This is a genomic window from Rhodococcus sp. M8 (assembly GCF_015654185.1).
Classification (GTDB): domain Bacteria; phylum Actinomycetota; class Actinomycetes; order Mycobacteriales; family Mycobacteriaceae; genus Rhodococcus; species Rhodococcus aetherivorans.
On record NZ_CP064065.1, the window covers coordinates 1,086,464 to 1,111,402 of the forward strand.

Genomic DNA, 24,939 nt, shown 5'->3' on the forward strand with positions numbered 1-24,939 from the left:
GTTCGGAAGGGGTGGACTGCGGGATCAGGACGCGGCGAGGTACCGGTCGTCGCCGAGGTGCCGATCGAGCACCGCGGCCAGGGCGGGCACCGCGTCGGGTGCGGTCATCCGGTCGTGCTCGACGTCGAGCAGGTGGTTGTGCATCGCGCCGGTGACGTAGGGCCGCCAGCCGGCGAAGCCCCCGGCATGGTGCGTCTTGTCGGCCGTCGCGGTGACGAAGACGAGATCGCCGTCGTAGAGCGGCGGCCGGTACCCGGCGAGCAGCGATGCCGAGCCGTTGTAGGCGGCGGTCATCCGGTCGAGGTGACCGGCGTCGACGGGGGCCCCGGTGTGGGTCCGGATCAGCGCGGCGGCCTCGGCCGCCGTCAGCGCCGGATCGGCGTCGGGCAGGCCCAGCGACGAACCGAGGGTGGCGACGAGTTCGCCGACCGTCAGCGGTTCCGGCGCGGCAACGTCGCGGGCGATCAGGTCCGCGTCGAGCAGCGCGAGCAGCGCCACCTCCTCGCCGGTCTCGCGCAGCCGCGCGGCGACGGCGTGGGCGATGAATCCGCCGAGGGACCAGCCGAGCAGGTGGTACGGGCCGCTGGGTTGGACCGCGCGGATCTCGTCGACGTATCGCTCGGCGTACGCGGCGATCGTTTCCGGGGCGTCCTCGAGGCCTTCGAGATGCGGGGACTGCAGTCCGTACACCGGCCGTCCGGGGGCGAGTTGCGCGGCGAGCCCGGCGTAGCACCAGGCCAGTCCGGCCGCCGGATGCACGCAGAACAGCGGGGCGCCGTCGCCCTCGGTGCGCAGCGGCAGCCGCACCGCGAACGGTGAGTCCGGCTGCCCGGCGGTGTCCGCGGCCTCGATGCGGGCGGCCAGGGCCACCGGGGTGGGCGCCGAGAACAGCTGGATCACCGGCACGGTGGTCCCGAGGGCGGCGCCGAGCCGATCGCAGACCCGGGTGGCGTCGAGGGAGTTGCCGCCCAGGTCGAAGAACGAATCGTCGATCCCGACCTGCGCGAGGCCGAGCACCTGCGCGAACGCGGCGACCACCGCCTCCTCCGTCGGGGTGCGCGGAGCGCGCCCCGAGCCGGCCGCGAACACCGGCTCGGGCAGCGCCGCCCGGTCCAGCTTGCCCACCGGGGTCAGCGGCACCGCGTCGAGCACGACGACCGCCGCCGGCACGAGATGGGCGGGCAGCAGCTCGGCCACCTGCGCCCGCAGCGGCTCGGCCTCGAGCTCGCAGCCCGGCGCCGCCAGCACGTACGACACCAGCACCGGCGACCCGGCCGGACCGGTCCGGCCCACCGTCACCGCATAGTCCACCTGCGACAACCCGGCCAGCGCCGCGTCGATCTCCCCGACCTCGACCCGCATCCCGCGGACCTTGACCTGATGATCACCCCGGCCGAGGTACTCGAGTTCGAGCCGGCCCCCGGCCCGCACCCACCGCACCAGGTCGCCGGTGCGATACATCCGCGCCCCCCGGGACCTGCGGATGCGCCACGAACCGGCCCGCGGTCAACCCCGCCCGCCCGTGATAGCCCCGCGCCAGCCCGTCCCCGGCCAGGTACAGCTCCCCCACCACGCCCACCGGGGCCGGCCGCAACCGCCCGTCGAGCACCAGCGGCGTCACTCCGCGCACGGCCGATCCGATCGTCACCGCCCGTCCCGGCGCCAGCGGTCCCGCCGTCGCCCAGATCGTCGCCTCCGTCGGCCCGTACAGGTTCAGCATCGTCCGCCCCCCCGGCGAACCGCTCGACCAACTCGGCTCCGACCGCCTCCCCGGCCACCGCCAGCACCTCGACCGACGTCAATGCCGCCGGCTCCAGCGTCGACAACGCGGCGGGGGTGACGACGAGGTGGCTGACCCGGGCCGCGCGAAGCCGGTCGGCGAGTTCGGCGCCGCCGACCACCGTGGGCGGTACGACCACGAGCCGCGCGCCGACCGCGAACGCGGCGAGCTGTTCGAACACCGCGGCGTCGAAGCTCGGCGAGGCGATGTGCGCGATCCGGGCCTGCGCGGTCAGCGCCAGGGCTTCCCGCTGCGCGGCGACGAGGTTGCCCAGTCCGCGGTGGGTGACGGCGACCGCCTTCGGGGTGCCGGTCGAGCCGGACGTGTAGATCAGGTAGGCGGGATCGTCCACGTGCACGGCCGCGGCGCGCGGCCGCTGCGGGACGAGTGCGAGACGCGTGTCGGCGTCCGGGCCGTCGAGCACCAGCCACCCGACCGAGCCGGGCAGGCGGTCGTGGTGCGCGGTCACGGTGACGCCCAGGACGGCCCCGGAATCGGCGAGCATGTACTCGATCCGTTCCTGCGGGTGCCGCGGGTCGACGGGCACGAACGCCGCTCCGGTCCGTGCGACCGCCCAGACCGCGAGCACCGATTCGAACGATCGGGTCAGTGCCAGGGCGACGAGGGTGCCGGGACCGGCGCCGCGCGCGGTGAGCGCGTCGGCGAGCAGCGCCGCGCGGGCATCGAGCTCGCGATAGGTGACCTGCCGGTCGTCGGTGACCACGGCGACGGCGTCGGGTCGCGCGGCCGCGGCGGCGTGCAGCAGCTCGGGCAGGGTCACCGGGGTGACGGGCTGCGGGCCCGCGCTGGTGCGCAGGTCGTCGGCCTCCTGCGCGTCGAGCAGGTCGACGTCGCCGATCGCGGCGTGCGGGTTCTCGGCGACCGCCGTCAGCAGCCGGCCGAAGCGGGCGGCGAGGGTCCGCGCGGTGCCGTCGTCGAACAGGTCGGTGGCGTAACCGAGCGTCACCTCGAGACCGGCGGGTTCGCCGTCGGCGGTCGTGCGTTCGCGCAGTGTCAGGCTCAGGTCGAAGGGTGAGGCCTCGTGGGCGACGTCCTGCAGCTCGATGCGCAGGCCCGCGACCTCGAGCTCCGGCTCCTCGAAGTTCGCCAGCGCGAGCGAGACCTGGAACAGCGGGTGGTGCGCGGTGGACCGGGCCGGGCGCACCGCCTCGACCACCTGATCGAACGGCAGGTCGGCGTGGGCGAAGGCGGCCAGGTCGGCCTCGCGCACCTGCGCCACCAGGTCGGCGAAGGCGACGTCCGGCCGCACCGGGGTGCGCAGGACCACGGTGTTGACGAACATCCCGACCAGGTCGTCGAGTTCGGCGGCGCCGCGGCCGGCCACCGCGGTGCCCACCGCGATGTCGTCGCCGGCGCCGAGACGGGACAGCAGCGCGACGAGCGCGGCGTGCAGGGTCATGAACATCGTGGCGTGTTCGGTGGCGGCGACGGCCCGCAGCCGGGCGTGCACGTCGGCGTCGACGGCGAGGTCCACGTCGGCGCTCGCCATGGACTGCACGGCCGGGCGCGGCCGGTCGGTGGGCAGGGTGATGCGGTCCGGGAGCCCGGCGAGGGTCTCCACCCAGAATTCGCGCTGTTGCGCGGCCGTCGATTGCGGATCGGTCTCGTCGCCGAGGATGTCGCGCTGCCACAGCGTGTAGTCGGCGTACTGCACCGGCAGCGGCGCCCACGCCGGGGCCGCACCCGCGGTGCGGGCGGCGTACGCGGCGATCAGGTCCCGGGCCAGCGGCGCCACCGACACCCCGTCCGCGGCGATGTGGTGCAGCACCAGCACCAGCACATGCTCCTCCGCGCCCAGACGCAGCACCCGGGCCCGCACCGGCAGGTCCACGGTCAGGTCGAAGCCGGCCCCGGCGAAGCCCGCCACGGCGGCATGCACGTCGGCAGGTGCCTCGGTGAGGTCGAGGGGGACGCCGGCGTCGACGGCCACCTGGTGCGGGCCTTCCGCGTCGGCGGGGAACACGGTGCGCAGGCTCTCGTGCCGGTCGGTCACGTCCCGCCATGCCGTGGTCAGGGCCGCGGCGTCGAGGGGCCCGGACAGGCGCAGCGCCACCGGGATGTTGTACGCCGCGGAGGTGGGGTCGAGCTGGTTGAGCACCCACATGCGCTGCTGCGCCGGGCCGAGGGGCACGCGGGCCGGCCGGGGCCGGGCCGTGAGGGCGATCCGCGGGGCGGGACGCTCGAGCAGCCGCACGGCGAGCCCCGCGGGGGTGGGCGCCTCGAACAGGTCGCGCACCGCCAGGGCGGAGCCCGCGGAGTTCAGGCGGGCGACGACGCGGGTGGCGTCGAGGGAGTTGCCGCCCAGGTCGAAGAACGAATCGTCGATCCCGACCTGCGCGAGGCCGAGCACCTGCGCGAACGCGGCGACCACCGCCTCCTCCGTCGGTGTGCGCGGAGCGCGCCCCGAGCCGGCCGCGAACACCGGCTCGGGCAGCGCCGCCCGGTCCAGCTTGCCCACCGGGGTCAGCGGCACCGCGTCGAGCACGACGACCGCCGCCGGCACGAGATGGGCGGGCAGCAGCTCGGCCACCTGCGCCCGCAGCGGCTCGGCCTCGAGCTCGCAGCCCGGCGCCGCCAGCACGTACGACACCAGCACCGGCGACCCGGCCGGACCGGTCCGGCCCACCGTCACCGCATAGTCCACCTGCGACAACCCGGCCAGCGCCGCGTCGATCTCCCCGACCTCGACCCGCATCCCGCGGACCTTGACCTGATGATCACCCCGGCCGAGGTACTCGAGTTCGAGCCGGCCCCGGCCCGCACCCACCGCACCAGGTCGCCGGTGCGATACATCCGCGCCCCCGGGACCTGCGGATGCGCCACGAACCGGCCCGCGGTCAACCCCGCCCGCCCGTGATAGCCCCGCGCCAGCCCGTCCCCGGCCAGGTACAGCTCCCCCACCACGCCCACCGGGGCCGGCCGCAACCGCCCGTCGAGCACCAGCGGCGTCACTCCGCGCACGGCCGATCCGATCGTCACCGCCCGTCCCGGCGCCAGCGGTCCCGCCGTCGCCCAGATCGTCGCCTCCGTCGGCCCGTACAGGTTCAGCATCGTCCGCCCCCCGGCGAACCGCTCGACCAACTCGGCTCCGACCGCCTCCCCGGCCACCGCCAGCACCTCGACCGACGTCAATGCCGCCGGCTCCAGCGTCGAGAGCACCGACGGCGTGAGGACCATGTGCGTCACCTGCTCGGCATCGAGCAGCGTGGCGAGTTCGGCGCCGCCGACGACGCCGGCCGGAACCGACACCAGGCAGCCCCCGGAGCCGAACGCGGCCAGTTGTTCGAAGATCGCCGCGTCGAAGCTCGGCGAGGCGAAGCCGAGGACCCGCGCGTCCGGTCCGACCGCGAGCGAATCATCCTGGGCGCGAACGATGTTCGCCAACCCGCGGTGGGTGACCGTGACGGCCTTCGGGGTGCCGGTCGAGCCGGAGGTGTAGATCAGGTAGGCGGCGTGGTCGGGATGCAGCGGCCGGGTCCGGTCCGCGTCGGTCAACGGCGCGGCGGATTCGGCGGCGGATGCGGCCCGCAGCGCCGGGTCGTCGAGCTCGAGCCAGGTGAGCGCGCCGGGCAGCGCGGACCGGTGCGCGGTCGTGGTCAGCCCGAGCGTGGCACCGCAGTCGCCGAGCATGTGCGCGATGCGCTCGGCCGGATACGCCGGGTCGACGGGCACGAAGGCGCCGCCGGCCTTGGCGACCGCCCACACGGCGAGCACCGACTCCGCCGAGCGGGGCAGCGCGAGGGCCACGCGCACGTCCGGGCCCACCCCGGCGGCGACGAGCAGGCGGGCGAGCCGGCCGGCGGCGGCATCGAGTTCCCGGTAGGTCCAGGTGGTGCCGTCGGCACGCACGGCCGGGCGCTCGGGGTGCGCCGCGGCGGCGGCCCCGAGCAGCGTGGGCAGCAGCCACGGCCCGACACCGGCGGGACCCGCCGTCGCGTGCAGGGCGGCGGACTCGGCGGCGTCGAGCAGATCCACGTCCCCGACGGGCACGGCCGGGTCGGTGGTGACGGCGGTGAGGAGCCGCACGAACCGCGCGGCGATCGTGCGCGCGGTGGCCTCGTCGAACAGGTCGGTGGCATAGGTGAGGGTGGCGTCCAGCCCGGCGGGCCGGCCGTCGTCGCCGGTGTGTTCGCGCAGCTCGAGCCCGAGGTCGAACTGCGAGGAGCCACGCTCGACGTCCTCGACGGCGATCTCGAGCCCGTCGATCTCGAGGGTGGGTGCCGCGAAGTCGGCCAGCGCGAGGGAGACCTGGAACAGCGGGTGGTGCGCGGTGGACCGGGCCGGGCGCACCGCCTCGACCACCTGATCGAAGGCGACGTCGGCGTGGGCGAACGCGGCCAGGTCGGCCTCGCGCACCTGCGCCACCAGGTCGGCGAACGTGGCGTCGGGCCGCACCGGGGTGCGCAGGACCACGGTGTTGACGAACATCCCGATCAGGTCGTCGAGTTCGGCGGCGCCGCGGCCGGCCACCGCGGTGCCCACCGCGATGTCGTCGCCGGCGCCGAGGCGGGACAGCAGCGCGACGAGCGCGGCGTGCAGGGTCATGAACACGGTGGCGTTCTCGGCGCGGGCGAGGCGGCGCAGCGCGGCGTGGACGCCGGCGTCCACGGTGAAGGCGACGTCGGCGCTCGCGCCGGACTGCACCGCGGGTCCGGGCCGGTCGGTGGGCAGGACGACCCGATCCGGCAGGCCGGCCAGGGTGCGGGTCCAGAAGTCCAGTTGCCGGGCGGTGGTCGAGTCGGGGTCGTCGGGCTCGCCGAGCACCTCGCGCTGCCACAGCGTGTAGTCGGCGTACTGCACCGGCAGCGGCGCCCACGCCGGGGCCGCACCCGCGGTGCGGGCGGCGTACGCGGCGATCAGGTCCCGGGCCAGCGGCGCCACCGACACCCCGTCCGCGGCGATGTGGTGCAGCACCAGCACCAGCACATGCTCCTCCGCGCCCAGGCGCAGCACCCGGGCCCGCACCGGCAGGTCCACGGTCAGGTCGAAGCCGGCCCCGGCGAAGCCCGCCACGGCGGCATGCACGGCGTCCGCGGGGACGTCGACGACGCCAGGATCGGTGGGCGCCGCGTCGACGATCACCTGGCGGGGGCCTTCCGCGTCGGCGGGGAACACGGTGCGCAGGCTCTCGTGCCGGGCGGTCAGGTCGCCGAAGGCGGCGGCGAGCGGGGCGATGTCGAGCCGGCCCCGCAGGCGCAGCGCCACCGGGATGTTGTAGACGCCGGACGCGGGGTCGAGCTGGTTGAGCACCCACATCCGGTGCTGCGCCGGGCCGAGGGGCAGGCGGGCCGGCCGCTCCCGTCGCCCGAGTGCGACGGCGGCACCGGTGCGGCCCGCGGCGCGGGTGGCCAGCGCCGCGGGGGTGGGCGCCTCGAACAGATCGCGCACCGCCAGGGCGGAGCCCGCGGTGGCGTTGATGCGGGCGATCACCCGGGTCGCGTCGAGGGAGTTTCCGCCCAGGTCGAAGAACGAGTCGTCGGCGCCGAGCCCGTCCAGGCCGAGGACGTCGGCGAAGGCGGCGGCGGCGGCGGTCTCGACCGGTCCACGCGGTGCGCGGGCCGGGCGCCGGCTGCGGCCGAAGTCCGGCTCCGGCAGCGCCGTCCGGTCCAGCTTGCCGACCGGGGTGAGCGGAACCTCGTCGAGGACGACGACCGCGGCGGGCACGAGATGGGCGGGCAGCTGTTCGCCGAGCCGGTCCCGCAGCCGGTCCGGGTCCAGCCCGCGGCCCGGCACGGGCCGCACGTAGGAGACGAGGACGGCCGAGCCGGTGGGACCGGGACGGCCGAGCGTGGCCGCGAAGTCCACGTCGGCGACGGCGGCGAGGGCCGCGTCGACCTCCCCGAGCTCGACGCGGATGCCGCGCACCTTGACCTGGAAGTCGGTGCGGCCCAGGTATTCCAGCACCGGGCCGCCGTCGGCGGCGCGGGTCCAGCGCACGAGGTCACCGGTGCGGTACATGCGCTCCCCGGGCCGTCCGGGATGCGCGACGAACCGGCTCGCGGTCAGCTGCGGACGGCCGTGGTAGCCGCGCGCCAGCCCGGGACCGGCCAGGTACAGCTCTCCGGCCGTGCCGAGCGGCACCGGCCGCAGCCAGCCGTCGAGGACTTCGGTTTCGGTGCCGGGCACACCGGCGCCGAGGGTGACGGGCGCATCGGCGGTGAGGGGGGCGACGGTGGCCCAGATGGTGGTCTCGGTGGGGCCGTAGAGGTTGAACATCGTGCGGCCGGGCGCCCACCGGCGCACCAGGTCGGTGGGGACGGCCTCACCGCAGACACCGACGACCCGCACGGTGTGCGCGGCGGCCGGGTCGAGGGTGGCCAGCACGGCGGGGGTGAGGACGAGGTGGGTGACGCCCGCGTCGGCGAGCCGGTCGGTCAGTTCGTCGCCGCCGACGACCGTCGGGGGTACGACGACGAGCCGGCCGCCGGCGGCGAACGCGGCGAGCTGTTCGAACACGGACGCGTCGAAGCTCGGCGACGCCACGTGCGCGACCCGTGCCGACGGGGTCGGCTCCAGCACGGCGAGCAGTGCGTCGACCAGGTTGCCGAGGCCCCGGTGGGTGACCGTGACGGCCTTCGGCGTCCCGGTCGAGCCGGAGGTGTAGATCAGGTAGGCCGGGTCGTCGAGCCGGGCCGGCGACGGCACCGCGGGGCCGGCCGGGGTGCGGCGGGCGGTCGCGGGATCGTCGAGCACCAGCCACGTCGTCGCGGAGCCGGGCAGCCGGTCCCGGTGGGCGGTGACGGTGACGCCGAGGCGGGCGCCGGAATCGGTGAGCATGTGCTCGATCCGGTCCAGGGGGTGGCGCGGGTCGACGGGGACGAACGCGGCGCCGGTCTTCGCGACCGCCCACACGGCGAGGACCGATTCGAGCGAGCGGGTCAGCGCGAGCGCGACCAGCGTGCCGGGTCCGGCGCCGTGCGTGGCGAGCAGCCCCGCCAGGGCGGCGGCCCGGTCGTCGAGTTCGCGGTAGGTGAGCTCTGCGGCGCCGGCGACGACGGCGACCGCATCCGGGTGACGGGTGGCGGTGCCGGCGAGGATGTCGGCGAGGGTGACGGCCCGGTCGCGGGCCGGCACGAACGGGGCGTCGACGCCGGGGGCACCGAGCGCGGCGATGCGGCGGTCCGGGGTCCGGGCGAGCGCAGCGAGCAGCTCCGCGCACCGCTCGAGGATGCGGCGCGCGACGCCGTCACCGACCGAGGCGGGGCGGTAGCGCACGCTCAGCTCCGGCCGGGCGCCCGGCTCGACGATCAGGCTCACGGGGTACGGGGTGGCTTCCGCGCCGGTGACGCCGAGGACCCGCATTCCGGCGCCGTCGGCGGTCGCGGACAGGGCGTCGCGGTCGAGCGGGTAGGACTCGACGACGGCGAGGGTGTCGAACAGTTCGGTGACGCCGGCCGCCCGGTGGATCTCGGCGAGCCCGAGGTGCTGGTGCTCGAGCAGCGCCGCCTGTTCGGCCTGGAGGCGGCGCAGCAGGTCGGCGCCGGTGTCGGTGGGCTGCAGGCGCACCCGCACCGGCACGGTGTTGACGAACAGGCCGAGCACGGCGTCCACGCCGGGCAGCTCGGGCGGGCGGCCGGAGACGGTGGAGCCGAACACCACGTCGGTGCGGCCGGTGACCTCGGCCAGGGTGAGCGCCCACGCCGCCTGCACGACGGTGGCGAGGGTGACGTCGTGGGCGCGGGTGGCAGCGTCGAGGGCGGCGGCGGTTTCGGCGCTCAGCGCGACGGTGTGGGCGGCGCCGCCGGTGTCGGCGGGGTCGTCGTGCGGGGCGACGAGGGTGGGGGCGTCGATGCCGTCCAGGGCGCGGGCCCACGCGGTCCGCGCGGCGACGAGGTCCCGGCCGGCGAGCCAGGCCAGGTGGTCCCGGAACGACGGCGCCGGTCCGGGCACCGCCGCGCCCGCCGCGTAGGCGGTGAGCAGTTCGGCGACGAGCAGCGGGGTGGACCAGCCGTCGAGGACGAGGTGGTGGTTGGTCAGCAGCAGCCGGTACCGGTCGGCGGCGGTGCGGACCAGGTGGACGCGCAGCAGCGGCGCGGCGGCCAGGTCGAACCGGTCGGCGCGGTCCGCGTCGAGGATGCGCGCCAGCTCGCCGTCGGTGTCGGCACGGCCGCGCAGATCGGTTTCCCGCCAGGTCACGTCGGCCGTGCGGAGCACGACCTGGAGCGGGCCGGCGGCCGTGTCGCGGAAGGCGGCCCGCAGGCTGTCGTGCCGGTCGACCACGGACTGCGCCGCGGCGCGGAGCCGGGCAGGGTCCACGGTGCCGGCGAGTTCGAGCACGGTCTGCACGGTGTAGTCGTCGGGGGCGTCGGTGGCGGCGTACCCGGTGTGGAACAGCAGCCCGGCCTGCAGCGGGGACAGCGGCCACACGTCGGCCAGGCCTCCGCGGTCGCGCTCCCACGCGTCGATCCGGTCCTGGTCGACGGCGACCAGCGGGAAGTCGGAGGGGCTGTGACCGCCGGCGGCCGGGTCGCCGACGTGCCAGGCGAGCGCGGCGAGCGCGGCCACCCACAGCTGCGCGAACTCGTCGACGGCGTCCTCGTCGAGCAGGCCGGTCGCGTAGGTGAAGGTGGCGGCGAGGCCGTCGGCCTCGACGGCGGCGTCGATGTCGAGCACCGCGGGCAGCGGCATCTGCGGTTCGCGGGTGGCGGCGGTGCCGAGCGGCAGCCACGGTCCCTCGACCGTGGTGTCGATGCGGCCGAGGAAGTTGAACGCGATCTGCGGGGCCGGATGCGCGGGCAGGGTGCCGGCGACGTACCGGAGCAGGCCGTAGCCGATGCCGTGGTCGGGAACGGCGGCGAGCCGTTCCTTGACCGACCGGATCGCCGCGCCCGCCGCGGCACCGCCACCGAAGGCGTCGTCGACGTCGATGCCGGTGAGGTCCACGTCGAGGGGGTGCACGGTGGTGAACCATCCGACGGTGCGGGACAGGTCGGCTCCGGGGACCGCCGCCTCCTCGCGGCCGTGGCCCTCGACGCCGACGAGCGTCGCGGGGGCGGTGCGGCCGCGGTTGCGGCGCCACCGCTCGGCCGCCAGGCCGAGCGCGGCGAGCAACGCCTCGGCGGTGCCGCAGTGGAAGCGCTGGGGCACGGCGGTCAGCACGGCGTCGGTGACCTCGGCGGGCACGTGCACGCGCAGCCGGGCGGAGGTGGCGACGGTGTCGCGCGCCGGATCGAACGGCCGCTCCCCCAGTGCCGGGTCGGGCGTCGCGAGAATCCGCTCCCACAACGGCAGTTCGTCGCTGCGGTCGGCCTCGGTCAGGCCGTGCGCCCACCGGCGCAGCGACGTGCCGACCGGGGCGAGGGCGGGCGCGGCACCGCCGGCGAGGTCGGTGTAGGCGGCGGCCAGGTCGGGCAGCAGGATGCGCCAGGACACCGCGTCCACGGCGAGGTGGTGGACGACGGCCACGAGCAGGTCGTCGCGGCCGTCGGGCGAGGCCAGCCACTCGAACTGCGCGACGATCCCGGCGGCCGGATCGAGTCGGTCCGCCGCGGCCTCCAGCGCGGCCGCGGCGGCGCCGCGTGGCTCGTCGACGGCGGCGCGGCGCAGCACCGCGTCGGCGGCGACCGCGCCGACGGGGAGCACCTCGAGCGTGCGGGCAGCGGTCAGCCGCATCCGCAGCGCGTCGTGCCGATCGAGCAGCGCCTGCACGGCCCCGGCCAGGTGCGCCGGGTCGGGATGCTCGGGCAGCCGGATCAGCACGGCCTGCCCGTACCGGTCGACGGGCCCGCCGCCGGCCAGCAGTTCGGCGACGATCGGGGTGATCTCGACCGGACCGGTGCCGCCGCCGGGGAGTTCGGCAAGGACTGTGCCGGCTCCGGTGTCCGCGACCGCGACGGCGGCCAGAGCGGCGACGGTGCGGCGCTCGAAGACGTCGCGCGCGGTGAACCGCAGTCCGGCGGCGCGGGCGCGGGAGACGAGGGTGATCGCGACGATGCTGTCGCCGCCGAGGGCGAAGAAACTGTCGTCGGCGCCGACTCGTTCCACGCCGAGCACCTGGGTGAACAGGGCGGCGATCACTTCCTCGCGGGCGCCCTCGGGGGCGCGGCCGGCGGTGGGGGTGCCGAAGTCCGGGGCGGGCAACGCGGCGCGGTCGATCTTGCCGACGGGGGTGAGCGGCAGTTCGGGCAGCACGGTGATCGCCGCGGGCACGAGGTAGGCGGGCAGGGTGTCGGCGAGTTCGCCGCGCAGGGCGTCGACGTCGACGGCGGCGCCGGCGTGCCCGACGACGTAGGCGGCGAGGACGGTCGCGCCGGCGGGCGTGGTGGCGCCGACGGTGACGGCCCGGGCAACGGTGTGGTGCCGGAGCAGCGCGGCGTCGACCTCGCCGAGTTCGACGCGGAACCCCCGGATCTTGACCTGGTGATCGGTGCGGCCGGCGAACTCGAGCGCGGCGGCTGCGCCGCCGGTGTGTCCTTCGGGCTCCCCTGGCAGCCCAAAGGACGCACCGCGCCAGCGCACCAGGTCACCGGTGCGGTACATGCGTTCTCCGGGCGCGTACGGGTCGGCCACGAAGCGGGCGGCGGTCAGGTCGGGGCGGCCGAGATAGCCGCGGGCGATCCCGGCGCCGGCCAGGTACAGCTCGCCGGTGACCCCTGCGGGCACGGGCTGCAGCCGGCGGTCCAAGACGAGGGCGCGCATGCCGCGGATCGGGGTGCCGACGCCGACCCGGTCGCCGCGGTGGTGCGGAGCCGCGAAGGTGGCGGTGACGGTGGCCTCGGTGGGGCCGTACGCGTTGAGGAATGCCCGGCCCACCGACCACCGATCGGCCAGGTCGGGCGGGCAGGCGTCGCCACCGACGACGACCGTGCCGATCTCGGGGTGGTCGTCGGGGTCGAGGGTGGCGAGCACGGCCGGGGTCGCGTCGAGGTGGGTGACTCGTCCGGCGCGGAGAACCTCGGCGAGCTCGGTGCCGCCATAGGCCTGCGGCGGCACCACCACCAGGGTGGCGCCGGCGGTGAAGGTCACCAGCAGCTCCTCGATCGAGGAGTCGAAAGCCGGCGAGTACAGGTGGGTGGCGCGCGAGCCGGCGGCGACGGCCAGACGCGCGCGGGCGTCGTCGGCGAGGTTCGCCAGGCCGGCATGGGTGACGACGACCCCCTTGGGGGTGCCGGTGGAACCGGAGGTGTAGACGACGTAGGCGGCGTGCTCGGGCCGCAGCGGGATTCCCCGCTCCGCGTCGGTGACCGGGCCGGCGTCCGCCGCCGTGACCGCGGCGACGGTCGCGGGGTCGTCCAGGGCGATCCAGTCGGTGTCGTCGGGCAGTCCGTCCCGGTGCGCGGCGACGGTCAGGCCGATGCGGGCGCCGCTGTCGCGCAGGACGTGCTCGAGCCGGGCCCGGGGGTGACCGGGGTCGACGGGCACGAACGCGGCTCCCGTCTTGGCGACGGCCCACACGGCCTGCACCGATTCGACGGACCGCGACAGCGCCAGCGCCACCGTGGTCTCCGGGCCGGCGCCGCGGGCGAGCAGCAGCCGGGCGAGCCGGTCGGTGGCGGCGTCCAGGTCGGAGTAGGTCACGGTGCGCGCACCGTCGATCACCGCGACGGCGCCGGGGTCGAGGGCCGCCCCGGCGGTGAGCAGGTCGGCCAGGGTGCGGGGCGGCACCGGATCGGCGCCGCGGGCCGGGACGAGGGCGGCGCGCTCGTCGTCGCCGAGCAGGTCCAGGTCGGCGAGACGCCGGTCGGGTGCGGCGGTGGCGAAACGGTGCAGGAACGCGAGGAACCGCCGGTGGTGCGCGGCGAGCTCGTCCCGGTCGTACAGGTTGGGGTTGGCCTGGAAGTCGAGGTGCGTGCTGTGGCCCCCCGGATAGAGGTTGACGAACAGGTCCTCGATGAGCCCGGAGGTGAGCACGTGGACCCGCCCGGTGAGCGCGCCGAGCCGGACCCGGTGGTCGAACAGCATGAGGTTGACCGAGGGGCCGAACCCGGCGGCGTGATCGCCGGTGAGACCGAGGTCGCGGGCGATGTCCTCCTGCCGGTACCGCTGGCGGCGCAGTGCCCCGGTCAGCTCGAGTTCCGCCGCGGCGATCACGGCGGCGACGGTGGCGGCGTCGGTGCGCAACCGCAGCGGCACCACGTTGGCGAGCATGCCCCCGGAGCGGCGCAGCGTGGCGGTGGTGCGGGCCGAGACGGGCAGGCTGAGCATCACCTCGTCGTGGCCGGTCATCCGGGCGAGGTAGGTGCCGAACGCGGCGACCACCAGCGGTGCGAGGCTCGACCCGCGCCGGGCCGCGGCGTCGCGCAGGGCCTGCTCGGTGTCGGCGGGCAGCTCCGCGCCGACCAGCAGCGGGTGCGCGTCGGCGGGGGCGGCCCGGCCGGCCAGCGACACGGGATCGCTCAGCCCGGCCAGGTGCTCGGTCCAGTACGCACGGTCGGCCTCGAACCGCGGGGAGCGGCGGTAGGTCTCGTCCGCGGCGACGATGTCGGGCAGCGCCGCGGTGCGCGGCGTGTGCACCGCGGTTCCGGTGACGGTGGCGGTGTAGAGCTCGGCGGTGCGCGCGACGAGGGTCATCGCGCCGACGCCGTCGAGGGCGATGTGGTGGATCCGGGCGTACCAGAACCAGCGGTCCTCGGCGATGCGGAGCACGGCGGTGACGGCGAGCCGGTCGGTGCACATGTCGACCGGGGCGGTGTAGTCGCGCTCCATCCATTCGCGGGCCGCGGCCACGGGATCGGCCTCGCCCCGCAGATCGACCACCGTCAGCCGCTCGCCGGTGTGCACGACCGTCTGGAACGGGTGGCCGTCCTCCTCGACGATGCGCAGGAAGCCGGTGCCGAACTCGCGTCCGACGGCACGGGCGGCACCTTCGAGGGCGTCGAGGTCGAGGTCCCCGGCGATGTCGACGTACTGGGCGATGTTGACGGGCGTGGCGCCGGCCAGGTGCTGTGCGAACCAGATCCCGCGCTGGGCCGCCGAGAGCGGGAACGCGCCGGCGGGCTGCGGGGCAGCGAAATGTTCTTGGGCGACCGGGCTTTCGTGCAACACGGGGGTACTCCTGACGACCGGTGGACTGTGCTGCTTCCACGGTCGTCCGCAGACCCCGGTGCCGATACCGACCCCAGCGGTGGGCGCGGCACCCGCAGGGGTGGTCGAGAATCACCCTCGGGTGCGAGAACTCCTCAGCCGGTCCAGCCCGCGGTGGGATCGCGCCGCCACAACAGGTCGTGGATGGCGTCGACGGCGTCCCCGGCGGAGGTCACGGCGAGCACCCCGGCGGCGGGCAGCGGCCACCCCCCGATCGAGATCACCGGGACGCCGGTGCGGACGGCGAGCGCGATCTCGCTGAGCGTGCCCCAGCTGCCGCCGACCGCGATGAGCGCCTCGCAGGTGCGTACCAGCAGGGCGTTGCGCATCTCGCCGAGACCGGTCGGGATCGACACGGTCAGGTACGGGTTGGCCTCCGCGCGGTCGTCGCCGGGCAGCAGGCCGAGGGTGGTGCCGCCGGCCTCCGCGGCTCCGCGCGATGCCGCGGCCATCACCCCGCCCAGTCCCCCGGTCACGACGACGGCGCGTCGCGCCGCGAGCAGCCCGCCGACCTGACGGGCGATCCGGCGTTGTTCGGCCGTGGCCTCCGCGGGCCCGACCACGCCGACATACCGCTGCGCATCCATGACGCGATTGTCCACCACCCAGGGTGCAGAAGTGGCCCCCTGAGGTGAAATCCACCACCACCGGGGTTGCTCGCCCGGCACCGGCATCCGGCGGATCCTTGTCCGCATGTCCACCCTCCGCACCGAGCGTCTCGTACGCCGCCATACGGTGATCGCCGACGACGGCGTGCCGCTCGCGGTCCACGAGATCGGCGCGGCCGGCGCACCGCTCACCGCCGTGTTCGTCCACGGGCACTGCGGCCGCACGGAAACCTGGGCGCCTCTTCGGGATTCGCTGCTCCGACGCCGCGGAGCGACGCTGCGGATGGTGTTCTTCGACCACCGCGGTCACGGCGCGTCCGGCACCGCCGGGCCGGAGACGTACACCGTCGAGCAGCTCGGGCGCGATCTCGCGGCGGTGCTGCGCGCGGTCTCCGCCGGTCCGGTGGTGCTGGTCGGCCACTCGATGGGCGGCATGACGATCCTGTCCTACGCCCGTCAACATCCGCACGAGATCGGCACCCGGGTCGCCGGGATCTGCCTGATCGGCACCGCCGCCGGTGATCTCGGCCGGTCGGGGCTCGGGCGGTACCTCGAGAGCCCCGCGGTCGAGTTGTTCCACCGCGCGGTGCAGCACGCACCCGGCGCCGTGCAGCACGCGCTGCACCTGGGCGGACGGGCGGTGCGGCCGCTGAGACGGGCGGCGCAGCGACGCGCCCCCGGTTCCCGGTGGGCGGCCCTGCTGGCGGTGCTCGCGAACGACACGCCGGTGGTGACGATGGCGGCGTTCCTGCGATCGTTCGCCGTGCTCGACGAATCCGCCGCGTTGGCGGTGCTCGCCGCGGTCCCCGCGCTCGTGCTGTGCGGGTCGGCGGACGAGTGGACCCCGTTCGAGCTGTCCGCCGGTCTCGCAGCGCGGCTGCCGCGCGCCGAGCTGGTGCGGGTCGACGGCGCCGGGCACTCGGTGATCGCCGACCGCCCCGCGGAGGTCGCGCGGGCCCTCGGCAGGTTGCTGCAGCGGGTGGGGTGAGCCGCAGGTCAGAGGTCGCGTTCGGTGATGACGCCGCTGTGCAATGCGAGCTCGGCGAGCCGGACCCGCTTCTGGTTCTGCGGCAGATCCTCGACACCGAACTTCGCGAACAGCGCCCGCAGATGCGTCTTGACGGCGTCGACGCTGAGGAACAGCTCGGTGGCGATGTCCTGGTTGGAGGCGGGGGTGGCGAACGCGGCGCCGTGCTTGTAGGGCCGGCACAGCGCGAGCAGGATTCCGCGTTGCGTCTCCGTGAGCGAACGCACCGTCGGCAGCTCCGACGCGACGCGGGTCGCCTCGTCCGGTCCGGCACCGATCTCCTGGAAGGTCAGTCGGATCGAGCCGATCCGGATGCTGTCGCCCTCCCGCAGGCGGCGGCGTCCGGTGATGCGTTCCCCGTTGAGGAACGTGCCGTTGCGGGAGAGCCCGTCGTCGAGGATGGTCCAGTGGGTGCCGATCCACTCCACGACGGCGTGCAGGCGGGAGACCTCGTTGTCGCCGGTGAACGCCACGTCGGAGCTCGGAGCACGGCCGATGGTGACGCGCGGCGACTCCGGCGACAGCTCGAACCGATGCTGCCGCCCCTGCTTGTCGACATACGACAGACGCGATTCGGTGACGACGCTCATCACAACCTCCAGGGCGCGGACTCAATCCTGCCCGTAGGTTGCAGCGTCGGCAAGGGGGTCGCGTCCCAACCGCAGCAGCGTCGCCGCCAGCGCCGAACCGTCCCGCCCCAGTGCCGCGGTGAACCGCGCGAGCACCGCCATCTCGCGACGCGTGTGCGCCGGCACCGTTCCGTGACCGGCGCGGCGCAGCCGGCCGGCGTGGTGCGCGAGACCGGTCCGGCGCCGGATCGCGGCGACGATCTCGGCGTCGACCCGGTCGATCTCGTCGAACACGTGATCCAGTTCGGCCGTGCCGGCGAGGGCGGTGGGGTTCGGGGTGAACGTTTCCGACGTTACGGTCACGGGGCCTCCACGGGATTGGCGGTCGGTCGCCCCATCGTGGCTCGGGAACGCCTTGTCCCCCAAGGACCCCTGGGGTGGGGAACACCCCACCCCTCAGCCGAGCAGAAGCGTCACCGCCACGAAGTAGATGACGATGGAGAGCAGGTCCTGGATCACCGTGGCGAGCGGGCCGGACCCGAACGCCGGGTCCTTGCCCAGCCGCTGCAGTGCCCACGGCAGGACCATCGCGACGGTGGTCGCGATGGTGCTGGCGGCCAGCACGGCCGATGCCACGGCGACCGCGAGATCCCGGTTTCCCGTCATGAGCAGCACCGCCGGCAGCATCGTCGCACCCAGCAGCGCCCCCACCGACAGGCCGGTCAGCACCTCGCGGCGCACGATCCGGCGGATCCCCACACCCACCGAGAACCCGCGGATGACCAGCGCCTCGGTCTGCGTACCGACCGCGTCCGCCAGGTACACGATGCCCGGCACGAAGTAGGCGACGGCGAGGTCGGCGTCGAGCTCGGCCTCGAAGACCTGCATCAGGCGGGCCGAGACCATGGCCCCGACCAGACCGACGACGAGCCACGGCAGCCGGTGCCACAGGCGTCGACGGATTCCCTCGACGCTCGAGGCCCGTGCCGCGTCCACCGAGTGCACGAAGCCGCCGAGCCGGGCCATGTCCTGGTCGTGCTCGTGCAGCAGCACGGCGAGCAGCTGCTGGGGCGCGATGAGACCGCGGAACCGGCCGCGGCCGTCCACGACGGCGAGGCCGGGTTCACCGTGCTGAACAGCCTTCCACGCGGCCCGTTCCTGCGCGGTGTCCGGACGCACCACCGGCGGATCCGGATCCATCACGTCGCTCATCCGGGTGGTGCCGGGGGCTGCCAGCAGCCGTTCGATCGTGACGAGACCGACGAGCACCTCACCTGCGAGCACGGCGACGACGGCGGCGCTGTCGAAACTGTGCTCCCGCATCCGGTCGAGCACCCCGGCAACCGTGTCGTCCGGCCCGGCAACCGGGACGGCCGCGAAGCTGTGCCGCAGCGCGGTGCCGGGACTGCCCTGCTCCCATGCCTGTGTGTCGGCAGATTCGACCATGCCCCACCGTTCCTCCGGCCGCTCGTCCCGAGGTTCGATCGTGCCACGACCGGCACCACCGCCCGATCCCGGCGGTGGCGATAATGTGCCGGTGAGTCCACGCGAGCGCGCCCCCCGGCCCGGCCCCACCACACCCTGCCCGTGCGGCCGGGGCCTGCCGTACGGCGAATGCTGCGGGCCGTTCCTCGCCGGCGGGCACGCGCCCACCGCCGAACAGCTGATGCGTTCGCGGTACACCGCCTTCACAGTGGGCGACGAGGCGTATCTGCGCCGCACGTGGCACCCCGGGACTCGCCCGGTGCGGCTGGACCTCGATCCGGCGCAGCGGTGGACCGGGCTCGAGGTGCTGCGCACGAGCGGCGGCGGGTTCCTGCACACGGAGGGAACGGTCGAGTTCCGCGCCCACTACAGGTTCGGCGGTCACGCGGACGTGCTGCACGAACACAGCCGGTTCGTCCGCGAGGACGGCCGCTGGCTCTACGTCGACGCTCTCGGCTGACCTTGGCGGGCGCGGTTCGGTCGTTCGGCGTACTCAGTCGAAGAGGGCGAACGCGCGCGCTACGAAGAACGCCGCCACTCCGAGCACGATCAACGCGATGAGCAGGATCGCGAAGACGGGCATCACCCGGCTCGGGTTGGGTTGGGGATGCGACAGACCGGAGGTCTGTCCGGCATCGGGCGGCGTGTCCCCGGGCTGTACTCCCCCGCCGGCGTCGAGGCCGGGGGTGTCTTCCGGCTGAGGTCCGGGGTTCTGGGTACTCACGTGCGCTCCTGGTGTCGGCGGTGCGGGAACGGTGCCGAGAGCAGCGCCTCGGCCCCGACGACATACCCGGTTTCCGGCCGCGTAATCCTCGGGCGCGAGCGTCAGCCGAACGGTCCGGGCAGATGACGCGAGAACCAGACGGCCTCGCCGAGCGGCTCCGTCGCCGCGTCGAGGTGCCCGCTCACGTCGGTGAGAGCGTCGACGAGCCCGGTCACGGCGATCTCGTCGGCGAGCGGCAGGGACTCCCGGTCGAGTGCCTCGGCGGCCTCCACGATCGCGGCGATCTCGCGGGCCAGGTCGAACAGCTTGTCGCGAGTGGCACCGACCCGGGACGCGAAACTGGCGTGACTCATGGGGTCCTCTCGGGCAACGTCGTGGGTTCGCGGTCCCCGTCGCCGTCGAGGCGACGTATGTCACCGTCCGCCCCCGGGCGGGGCGCGGACGGTGATGCCCTGTCTCAGCTCAACCAGCCGAACAGGTCACGGAACAGATGCATGAACCAGTTGAACTCAGGTCGGAAGTTCCACATGACCGATTTCCTCCTTCCCTGCCTCGACGTCCCGACCCACTGTCTCGGATATCCGGCGGAATGTGATCCGAAACACATTCGAGCGCCCCACCGCCGGGACCCCTCACGATTCCGCCGGCCCGGCGGTTTCGGGGACGTGCAGCGGCCGGTCGTGGCCACTCGCGACAACCCGGGGCGCGAGCCCCTCGATCCGGGACATCGATTCGCGCGCGTAGGCCCGGTTCCACGTGGTGAGGCGGGGCGGACCGGACATCCCGCGCCTGCGGCGCAGCAGGCCGGGGCAGCGAGCTCACGTCGACCGTCAGCACGGCGCCGCCGGTGATCGCCACCCGGCCGGACCTGCGGAACAACGCGAGGTGCCCCGGTGTGTGCCCCGACCGCACGAGGTAGACGTTGGCCTCGGTCAGGCCGCGGCCGGCCCCGAGCCGGTACACGCCCGCGGCGACCTCTTCCGGATGCGGCCCGTTCCGGGCGGTCGTTCCCGAGCCCGTGCCCGCCGCGGTGCGCCCGCGCCGGGAGGGCGCCCCGTCTTCGGTGCAATTCTCGGACGCGAGGAACCGCGCGGACCTGGTTCGGTAAATTCCATTTTTCCGTAGGCCGTGGATTCCACATATCCGGTGCGCCGGTCTCCGCGGCGCACGCTGGGGCGCCACCCCGGCTGCCGCGGCGCGCCGTCACCCGCCGGATCGGTCCCGCCCGGCCGGGGCGAAGTGCTCCGAGAGATGCCTCGCGACCTCGTCCGGTTGCTCGAGCGCCACGGAGTGCCCCGCGGCATCGACCGTGACGTGCCGGCCTCCCGCGGCGTCGGCGATGTTCACCGACGAGATCGGCGGCGGGTAGGCGTGGTCCTCGTGGCCGGCGACGGCGAGGACCGGCACGCGGCAGCCGGCCAGCTCCTCGACGATCCGTCCGCGGTGGATGACGCCGTGGGCCGCGTCTCCGATGCGCGGCCCGAGCCGGGCGATCGCCGCGCGCCAGGTGCTCGTCATCGCGCTCTCCTGAGCGAGGCTCGAATCGCCGAACATGATGTACATGATCGTGTCGACGACGTCGGCCGTGCCGTGCTCGGTGAGGTGGCCGACCAGCGGAGCGAACTCGTCGAGCTTGTACTCCTCCTCCGCCGACGAGCCGAGTGCGGCGGCCGTGCGGAGCAGTTCGGGCCGTCGCGCGGCGAGCCGCAGCGCGACGAATCCGCCGAGGGAGTTCCCGACGACGTGACAGGGTGCGAGATCGAGATGCTCGATCAGGGCCGCGGCGTCCTCGGCGAGAACGTCGACCGCCAGTTCGTCCCGCGCCGCCGGGGCGCTCTCACCCTGCCCACGATGGTCGTAGGCGACCACCCGGTACCCGTCGTCGGCGAATTTCTGCACGAGCGCGTCGAACATCGTGTGATCGAAGAAGAGCGAGTGGCTGAACACGATCGGCACCCCGTCGCGCGGACCGACGTCGACGAAGGCGAGTTCCGTCCCGTTGACCGATGCTCGAAGCATGAGAAACCTCCTGGATCCGGGCCACCGCACCGCGCTGTGGCGCTCGTCACTACACTGCCGACGAGCGTAGGGAGCGGTCCGGTCGCAGCACTCGTCGATCCGCGCAGGACCCTGCCCGTCCCGCGCACGGCCGGTGAGGAGGTCACGGTGACAGCGGACTACCAGGTGCAGTTCACGACGACCCGCCGCGTGCCGCGGCGCGACCGCGCCGAGTTCTGGACCGACCACGTGCGGTTCAACCACGGCACCCTGGACTACTTCTTCCCCGCTCCGGGCGAGCGGTCGCCGGCCGACTTCGCCGGCGCCACGCACGTGCAGCGCTGCGGGAATCACCAGCTCGTCGAGTTCTGGTCCGATCGGATCACCTACGCGCGGACCGCGCGGCACGTCCGGGCGGACGACGACCGGAGCATGCGACTGTTCGTGCCGAAATCCGGCACCCTCACCGTCGCGCACGACGGGGTCACGCTGCCGGTGCCGGTCGGCCGCGCGGCCCTCGTGTCGATGGCCCGCCCCTTCGAGCTCCTCCATCGCGCGCAGACCCGGGCGTGGGTGCTCACCGTGCCCGAAGGGTGCCTGCCCGACCGTGCCGTCGCCGACGGGCCGAGCGTGCTCGACCTGCGCCGCGGCGTCGCGTCGGTGGCGGAGACGATGACGCGGGCGCTGGCCCGGGAACGGAAGTCGTTGTCCGGTCCCGCATTCGTCACGATCAGCGCGCGGGTGATCGAACTCGTGGCCGTCGCCCTGGCCGACCTGCGCGACGGCATCCGCCCGGGCGGCCTGGAGGCGGTGGCCGCGGCCGCCCGGGCCTACGTCGACGAACGTTCGGACGATCCTGACCTGACACCGGCGTCGATCGCGCGCGACCTGGGCTGGTCGCTGCGGCAGCTCCAGCTCGCGTTGCGGACGGCCGGCACCACGCCCGCCGAACTGCTCCGCAACCGGCGGCTGGACCGCGCCCGCAGCCGCCTCGAGGACCCACGCTGGAGCGCGGTCGCCGTGGGCGACATCGCGTTCGCCTCCGGCTTCGGATCGCTCAGCGCGTTCGGGACGGCGTTCCGTGCCCGCTTCGGGACCACCCCGCGGGCGGTGCGCGTCCAGGCCCCGGCGGCCTGGCCGTGAGGAGGCGGCACCGGCTCAGCGCAGCAGCGTCGCCCGCAGGGTCGCCGTGAGCCACGCCCGGTACTCGTCCACGTCCCAGCCGCAGTCGCGGCGCAGCAGCGCATGCACCTGCGGAGAACCCAGCGTGTAGAGCACGTGTGCCGCGTGATTGACGCTCACGTCGTCGCGCAGCAGCCCGTGCCGGTGCAGCCCGACCGCGATCGTGCGCGCGTTGTCCGCGGTGGCGCGGGCGTCCTCGTCGGCGAACCGGCGCATGTCCGGGTCCGCGCCCGACGACTCGACCGAGGTCATCAGCAGCCCGCCGGCCCGCTCGAGCAGGTCCGCGCCGTAACGGACCACCTGCTCGACGATGCGTTCGGCGTCCGATCCCGCCGGGCCGGAGGCGACCCGCCCCGGGCGCGAACGCTCGGCCGGAGCCGGATCGTCGCCGGCCGAGTCCGCGGACCCGCCCGCGACCGCGGCGTCGAGCGCCTCCCGGAACAGTTCGGACTTGCCGCCGGGGAACGCCGTGAAGACGGTTCGCACGGCGACCCCGGCCGTCTCCGCGATCTGCTTCACCGTGGTGCTGACGTACCCGCGATCGACGAAGAGCCGGGCGGCAGCGTCGACGACGGTCGCCCGGGTACGGCGCGCGGCCTCCTCGCGCAGCGGCGAACTGTAGGTCCTCTTGGCATGCTGGGACATCGATCTCAGCGTATCAGCATCGGTTGCATCGAAACTGCAACAGATTTCGGAGGCCTGCAGGCGCGACGACGACCGGGCATGCTGGTCGGGTGCATACCTTCGAGGTCTGGGCTCCGACCCCGCAATCCGTCCGGCTCCGCGTCGACGGCACGGACCACCCCATGCGCCGGGACGACGGCGGCTGGTGGCGCGCCGAGGTCGACGCCTCCCCCGGTGCCCGCTACGGGTACGTCCTCGACGACGACGAGACCGTGCTGCCCGACCCGCGCTCGCCGCGGCAACCCGACGGCGTGCACGGCCTGTCCCAGCTGCACTCGCTCGACGAGAGCGCCTGGACCGACGCGTCCTGGACCGGTCGGCAACTCGCCGGCGGAGTGGTCTACGAGCTGCACGTGGGCACCTTCACCGATGGCGGCACGTTCGACGCGGCCGTCGACCGCCTCGACGACCTCGTCGAGCTCGGGGTGGACCTCGTCGAGCTGATGCCGGTCAACGCCTACAACGGCACCCGCGGCTGGGGCTACGACGGGGTGCTCTGGTATGCGGTGCACGAGCCGTACGGCGGCCCGGACGGCCTGCAGCGCTTCGTGGACGCCGCCCACGCCCGCGGCCTCGGGGTGATCCTGGACGTGGTCTACAACCATCTCGGACCGTCCGGCAACTACCTGGACCGCTACGGCCCGTACCTGTCCGGCGGGCAGGGCACGTGGGGCGCATCGGTCAACCTCGACGGGCCGGACTCCGGCGAGGTGCGCCGCTACATCCTCGACAATGCCCTGCGGTGGATGCGGGACTTCCATATCGACGGGCTGCGCCTGGACGCGGTGCACGCACTGGTCGACCACACCGCCGTGCACCTGCTCGAGGAACTGGCCGTCGCGACGTACCGGATGTCCGCGCACCTCGGCCGGCCGCTGAGCCTGATCGCCGAGAGCGACCTGAACGATCCGAAGACGATCTCGCCCCGCGCCGCCGGCGGCTACGGCCTGCAGGCGCAGTGGGACGACGACATCCACCACGCCGTGCACGCCGCCGTCTCCGGCGAACGACAGGGCTACTACGGCGATTTCGGTTCGCTCGACTGTCTCGCCCGCACCCTGCGGCACGGGTTCTTCCACGCCGGGACCTATTCGAGCTTCCGCGGGCGCACGCACGGGCGCCCGCTCGACGTCGGGCGCATCCCGGCGAGCTCCCTGCTCGCCTACACGTGCACCCACGACCAGGTGGGCAACCGGGCGATCGGCGACCGGCCCGGTCACTACCTCGACCACGGTCAGCTCGCCGTCAAGGCCGCGCTGGTGCTCACCTCCCCCTTCACGCCGATGTTGTTCATGGGCGAGGAGTGGGACGCGAGTTCACCGTTCCAGTACTTCACCTCCCACCCGGAACCAGAGCTGGCCCGGGCCACCGCCGAGGGACGCCGGCGCGAGTTCTCCGAGCACGGATGGGACGCCGAGGACGTGCCCGACCCACAGGATCCGGAGACGTTCCGGCGGTCGACGCTGAACTGGGCCGAGCGCGCCGAGCCGGGCCACGCGCGGGTGCTCGACTGCTACCGGCAGCTGCTGGCGCTGCGCCGCGAACGCGCCGAGCTGACCGATCCGTGGCTCGAGCACCTGCACGTCGACTACGACGAGGACGAGCGCTGGATCGTGATGCACCGCGGCGGCCTTCATGTGGCGTGCAACCTCGGGCCCGACCCGGTGACCGTGCCCTTCGGTGGTGCTCCCCTGGTGTGGTGGGAGCCGGTTGTGGTCAACCGGACCGGGTCCGCGACGCTCGTGCCGGGGCACTCGTTCGTCGTGCTCGACTCTGCCGTCACACCGCGGGCCTGAGGCCGCGCAGGGCCACCGCAGGCCGTAGGCCGCCCAGGGTCA

Annotated in this window: 15 protein-coding genes and 1 pseudogene; 4 read left to right on the plus strand and 12 right to left on the minus strand. The window is 74.5% G+C overall.

The window, feature by feature from the left end; genetic code table 11:
• Window positions 1-24: 24 nt before the first annotated feature.
• From ISO16_RS04860 to ISO16_RS04875, 5 genes and pseudogenes are all read right to left on the minus strand, one after another.
• Window positions 25-1,461 (minus strand): thioesterase domain-containing protein, encoded by a 1,437-nt coding sequence (locus ISO16_RS04860; RefSeq protein WP_195886186.1) that lies wholly within the window; start codon window positions 1,459-1,461, stop codon window positions 25-27.
• Complete coding sequence (locus ISO16_RS28895; RefSeq protein ID WP_195886206.1) at window positions 1,385-1,720, minus strand: AMP-binding protein; 336 nt, start codon at window positions 1,718-1,720, stop codon at window positions 1,385-1,387. The genes ISO16_RS04860 and ISO16_RS28895 overlap by 77 nt, the downstream gene beginning before the upstream one ends.
• A 73-nt stretch (window positions 1,721-1,793) precedes the next feature.
• Window positions 1,794-4,496: pseudogene (locus tag ISO16_RS28605) on the minus strand (condensation domain-containing protein); the annotation flags it as partial.
• A complete protein-coding gene (locus ISO16_RS04870; protein ID WP_195886187.1) occupies window positions 4,430-14,785 on the minus strand; it encodes a non-ribosomal peptide synthetase in 10,356 nt (3,451 codons plus the stop codon). The pseudogene ISO16_RS28605 and the gene ISO16_RS04870, both read right to left, overlap by 67 nt.
• Window positions 14,786-14,919: 134 nt before the next feature.
• Complete coding sequence (locus ISO16_RS04875; protein WP_029544130.1) at window positions 14,920-15,411, minus strand: TIGR00725 family protein; 492 nt, start codon at window positions 15,409-15,411, stop codon at window positions 14,920-14,922.
• Window positions 15,412-15,517: 106 nt separating this feature from the next.
• Between ISO16_RS04875 and ISO16_RS04880 the strand changes: the two genes are divergently transcribed.
• On the plus strand, window positions 15,518-16,420 hold the full coding sequence (locus ISO16_RS04880; protein WP_006943789.1) for an alpha/beta fold hydrolase: 903 nt from the start codon (window positions 15,518-15,520) through the stop codon (window positions 16,418-16,420).
• A gap of 8 nt (window positions 16,421-16,428) precedes the next feature.
• Here ISO16_RS04880 and ISO16_RS04885 read toward each other — a convergent pair whose 3' ends face one another.
• The 3 genes from ISO16_RS04885 to ISO16_RS04895 all read right to left on the minus strand — a co-directional run bounded on the left by ISO16_RS04885 (window position 16,429) and on the right by ISO16_RS04895 (window position 18,474).
• The gene (locus ISO16_RS04885; RefSeq protein WP_006943787.1) at window positions 16,429-17,049 is read right to left on the minus strand and encodes an FHA domain-containing protein; all 621 of its coding nucleotides are present in this window, start codon (window positions 17,047-17,049) and stop codon (window positions 16,429-16,431) included.
• A 21-nt stretch (window positions 17,050-17,070) separates the two neighbouring features.
• Entirely contained in the window at window positions 17,071-17,391 is a 321-nt protein-coding gene (locus ISO16_RS04890; RefSeq protein WP_006943785.1) for a chorismate mutase, read from the minus strand.
• 93 nt (window positions 17,392-17,484) lie between these two features.
• A complete protein-coding gene (locus ISO16_RS04895; RefSeq protein WP_029544134.1) occupies window positions 17,485-18,474 on the minus strand; it encodes a magnesium transporter in 990 nt (329 codons plus the stop codon).
• A 91-nt stretch (window positions 18,475-18,565) separates the two neighbouring features.
• Here ISO16_RS04895 and ISO16_RS04900 point away from each other — a divergent pair, with 91 nt between their 5' ends.
• On the plus strand, window positions 18,566-18,973 hold the full coding sequence (locus ISO16_RS04900) for a YchJ family protein (protein WP_083662532.1): 408 nt from the start codon (window positions 18,566-18,568) through the stop codon (window positions 18,971-18,973).
• Window positions 18,974-19,006: 33 nt separating this feature from the next.
• On the opposite strand, the gene ISO16_RS04905 is transcribed toward ISO16_RS04900, so the two are convergent.
• From ISO16_RS04905 to ISO16_RS04915, 3 genes are all read right to left on the minus strand, one after another.
• A complete protein-coding gene (locus ISO16_RS04905) occupies window positions 19,007-19,237 on the minus strand; it encodes a DUF6480 family protein (protein ID WP_006943781.1) in 231 nt (76 codons plus the stop codon).
• Window positions 19,238-19,338: 101 nt separating this feature from the next.
• Window positions 19,339-19,590 (minus strand): hypothetical protein, encoded by a 252-nt coding sequence (locus ISO16_RS04910; RefSeq protein ID WP_006943779.1) that lies wholly within the window; start codon window positions 19,588-19,590, stop codon window positions 19,339-19,341.
• 850 nt (window positions 19,591-20,440) lie between these two features.
• Window positions 20,441-21,499, minus strand: a complete 1,059-nt coding sequence (locus ISO16_RS04915) for an alpha/beta fold hydrolase (protein ID WP_230304476.1) — start codon at window positions 21,497-21,499, stop codon at window positions 20,441-20,443.
• Between ISO16_RS04915 and ISO16_RS04920 the strand changes: the two genes are divergently transcribed.
• Window positions 21,404-22,378 carry an AraC family transcriptional regulator gene (locus ISO16_RS04920; protein WP_072635446.1) on the plus strand — a complete coding sequence of 325 codons (975 nt, stop codon included), beginning with the start codon at window positions 21,404-21,406 and terminating at the stop codon, window positions 22,376-22,378. The genes ISO16_RS04915 and ISO16_RS04920 overlap by 96 nt on opposite strands.
• 15 nt (window positions 22,379-22,393) lie before the next feature.
• Here ISO16_RS04920 and ISO16_RS04925 read toward each other — a convergent pair whose 3' ends face one another.
• Window positions 22,394-23,062, minus strand: coding sequence for a TetR/AcrR family transcriptional regulator (locus tag ISO16_RS04925; protein ID WP_072635419.1), 669 nt, complete (start codon window positions 23,060-23,062; stop codon window positions 22,394-22,396).
• A 23-nt stretch (window positions 23,063-23,085) separates the two neighbouring features.
• Between ISO16_RS04925 and treZ the strand changes: the two genes are divergently transcribed.
• Window positions 23,086-24,897, plus strand: coding sequence for a malto-oligosyltrehalose trehalohydrolase (treZ, locus tag ISO16_RS04930; protein ID WP_072635420.1), 1,812 nt, complete (start codon window positions 23,086-23,088; stop codon window positions 24,895-24,897).
• Window positions 24,898-24,939: the final 42 nt, after the last annotated feature.

Bases quoted from the DNA above. Each gene is read 5' to 3' on its own strand.
- ISO16_RS04925 (WP_072635419.1), bottom strand. From the start codon at position 23,062: ATGTCCCAGCATGCCAAGAGGACCTACAGTTCGCCGCTGCGCGAGGAG.
- ISO16_RS04875 (WP_029544130.1), bottom strand. From the start codon at position 15,411: ATGGATGCGCAGCGGTATGTCGGCGTGGTCGGGCCCGCGGAGGCCACG.
- ISO16_RS04895 (WP_029544134.1), bottom strand. From the start codon at position 18,474: ATGGTCGAATCTGCCGACACACAGGCATGGGAGCAGGGCAGTCCCGGC.
- ISO16_RS04910 (WP_006943779.1), bottom strand. From the start codon at position 19,590: ATGAGTCACGCCAGTTTCGCGTCCCGGGTCGGTGCCACTCGCGACAAG.
- ISO16_RS04860 (WP_195886186.1), bottom strand. From the start codon at position 1,461: ATGTATCGCACCGGCGACCTGGTGCGGTGGGTGCGGGCCGGGGGCCGG.
- ISO16_RS04880 (WP_006943789.1), top strand. From the start codon at position 15,518: ATGTCCACCCTCCGCACCGAGCGTCTCGTACGCCGCCATACGGTGATC.
- ISO16_RS28895 (WP_195886206.1), bottom strand. From the start codon at position 1,720: ATGCTGAACCTGTACGGGCCGACGGAGGCGACGATCTGGGCGACGGCG.
- ISO16_RS04885 (WP_006943787.1), bottom strand. From the start codon at position 17,049: ATGAGCGTCGTCACCGAATCGCGTCTGTCGTATGTCGACAAGCAGGGG.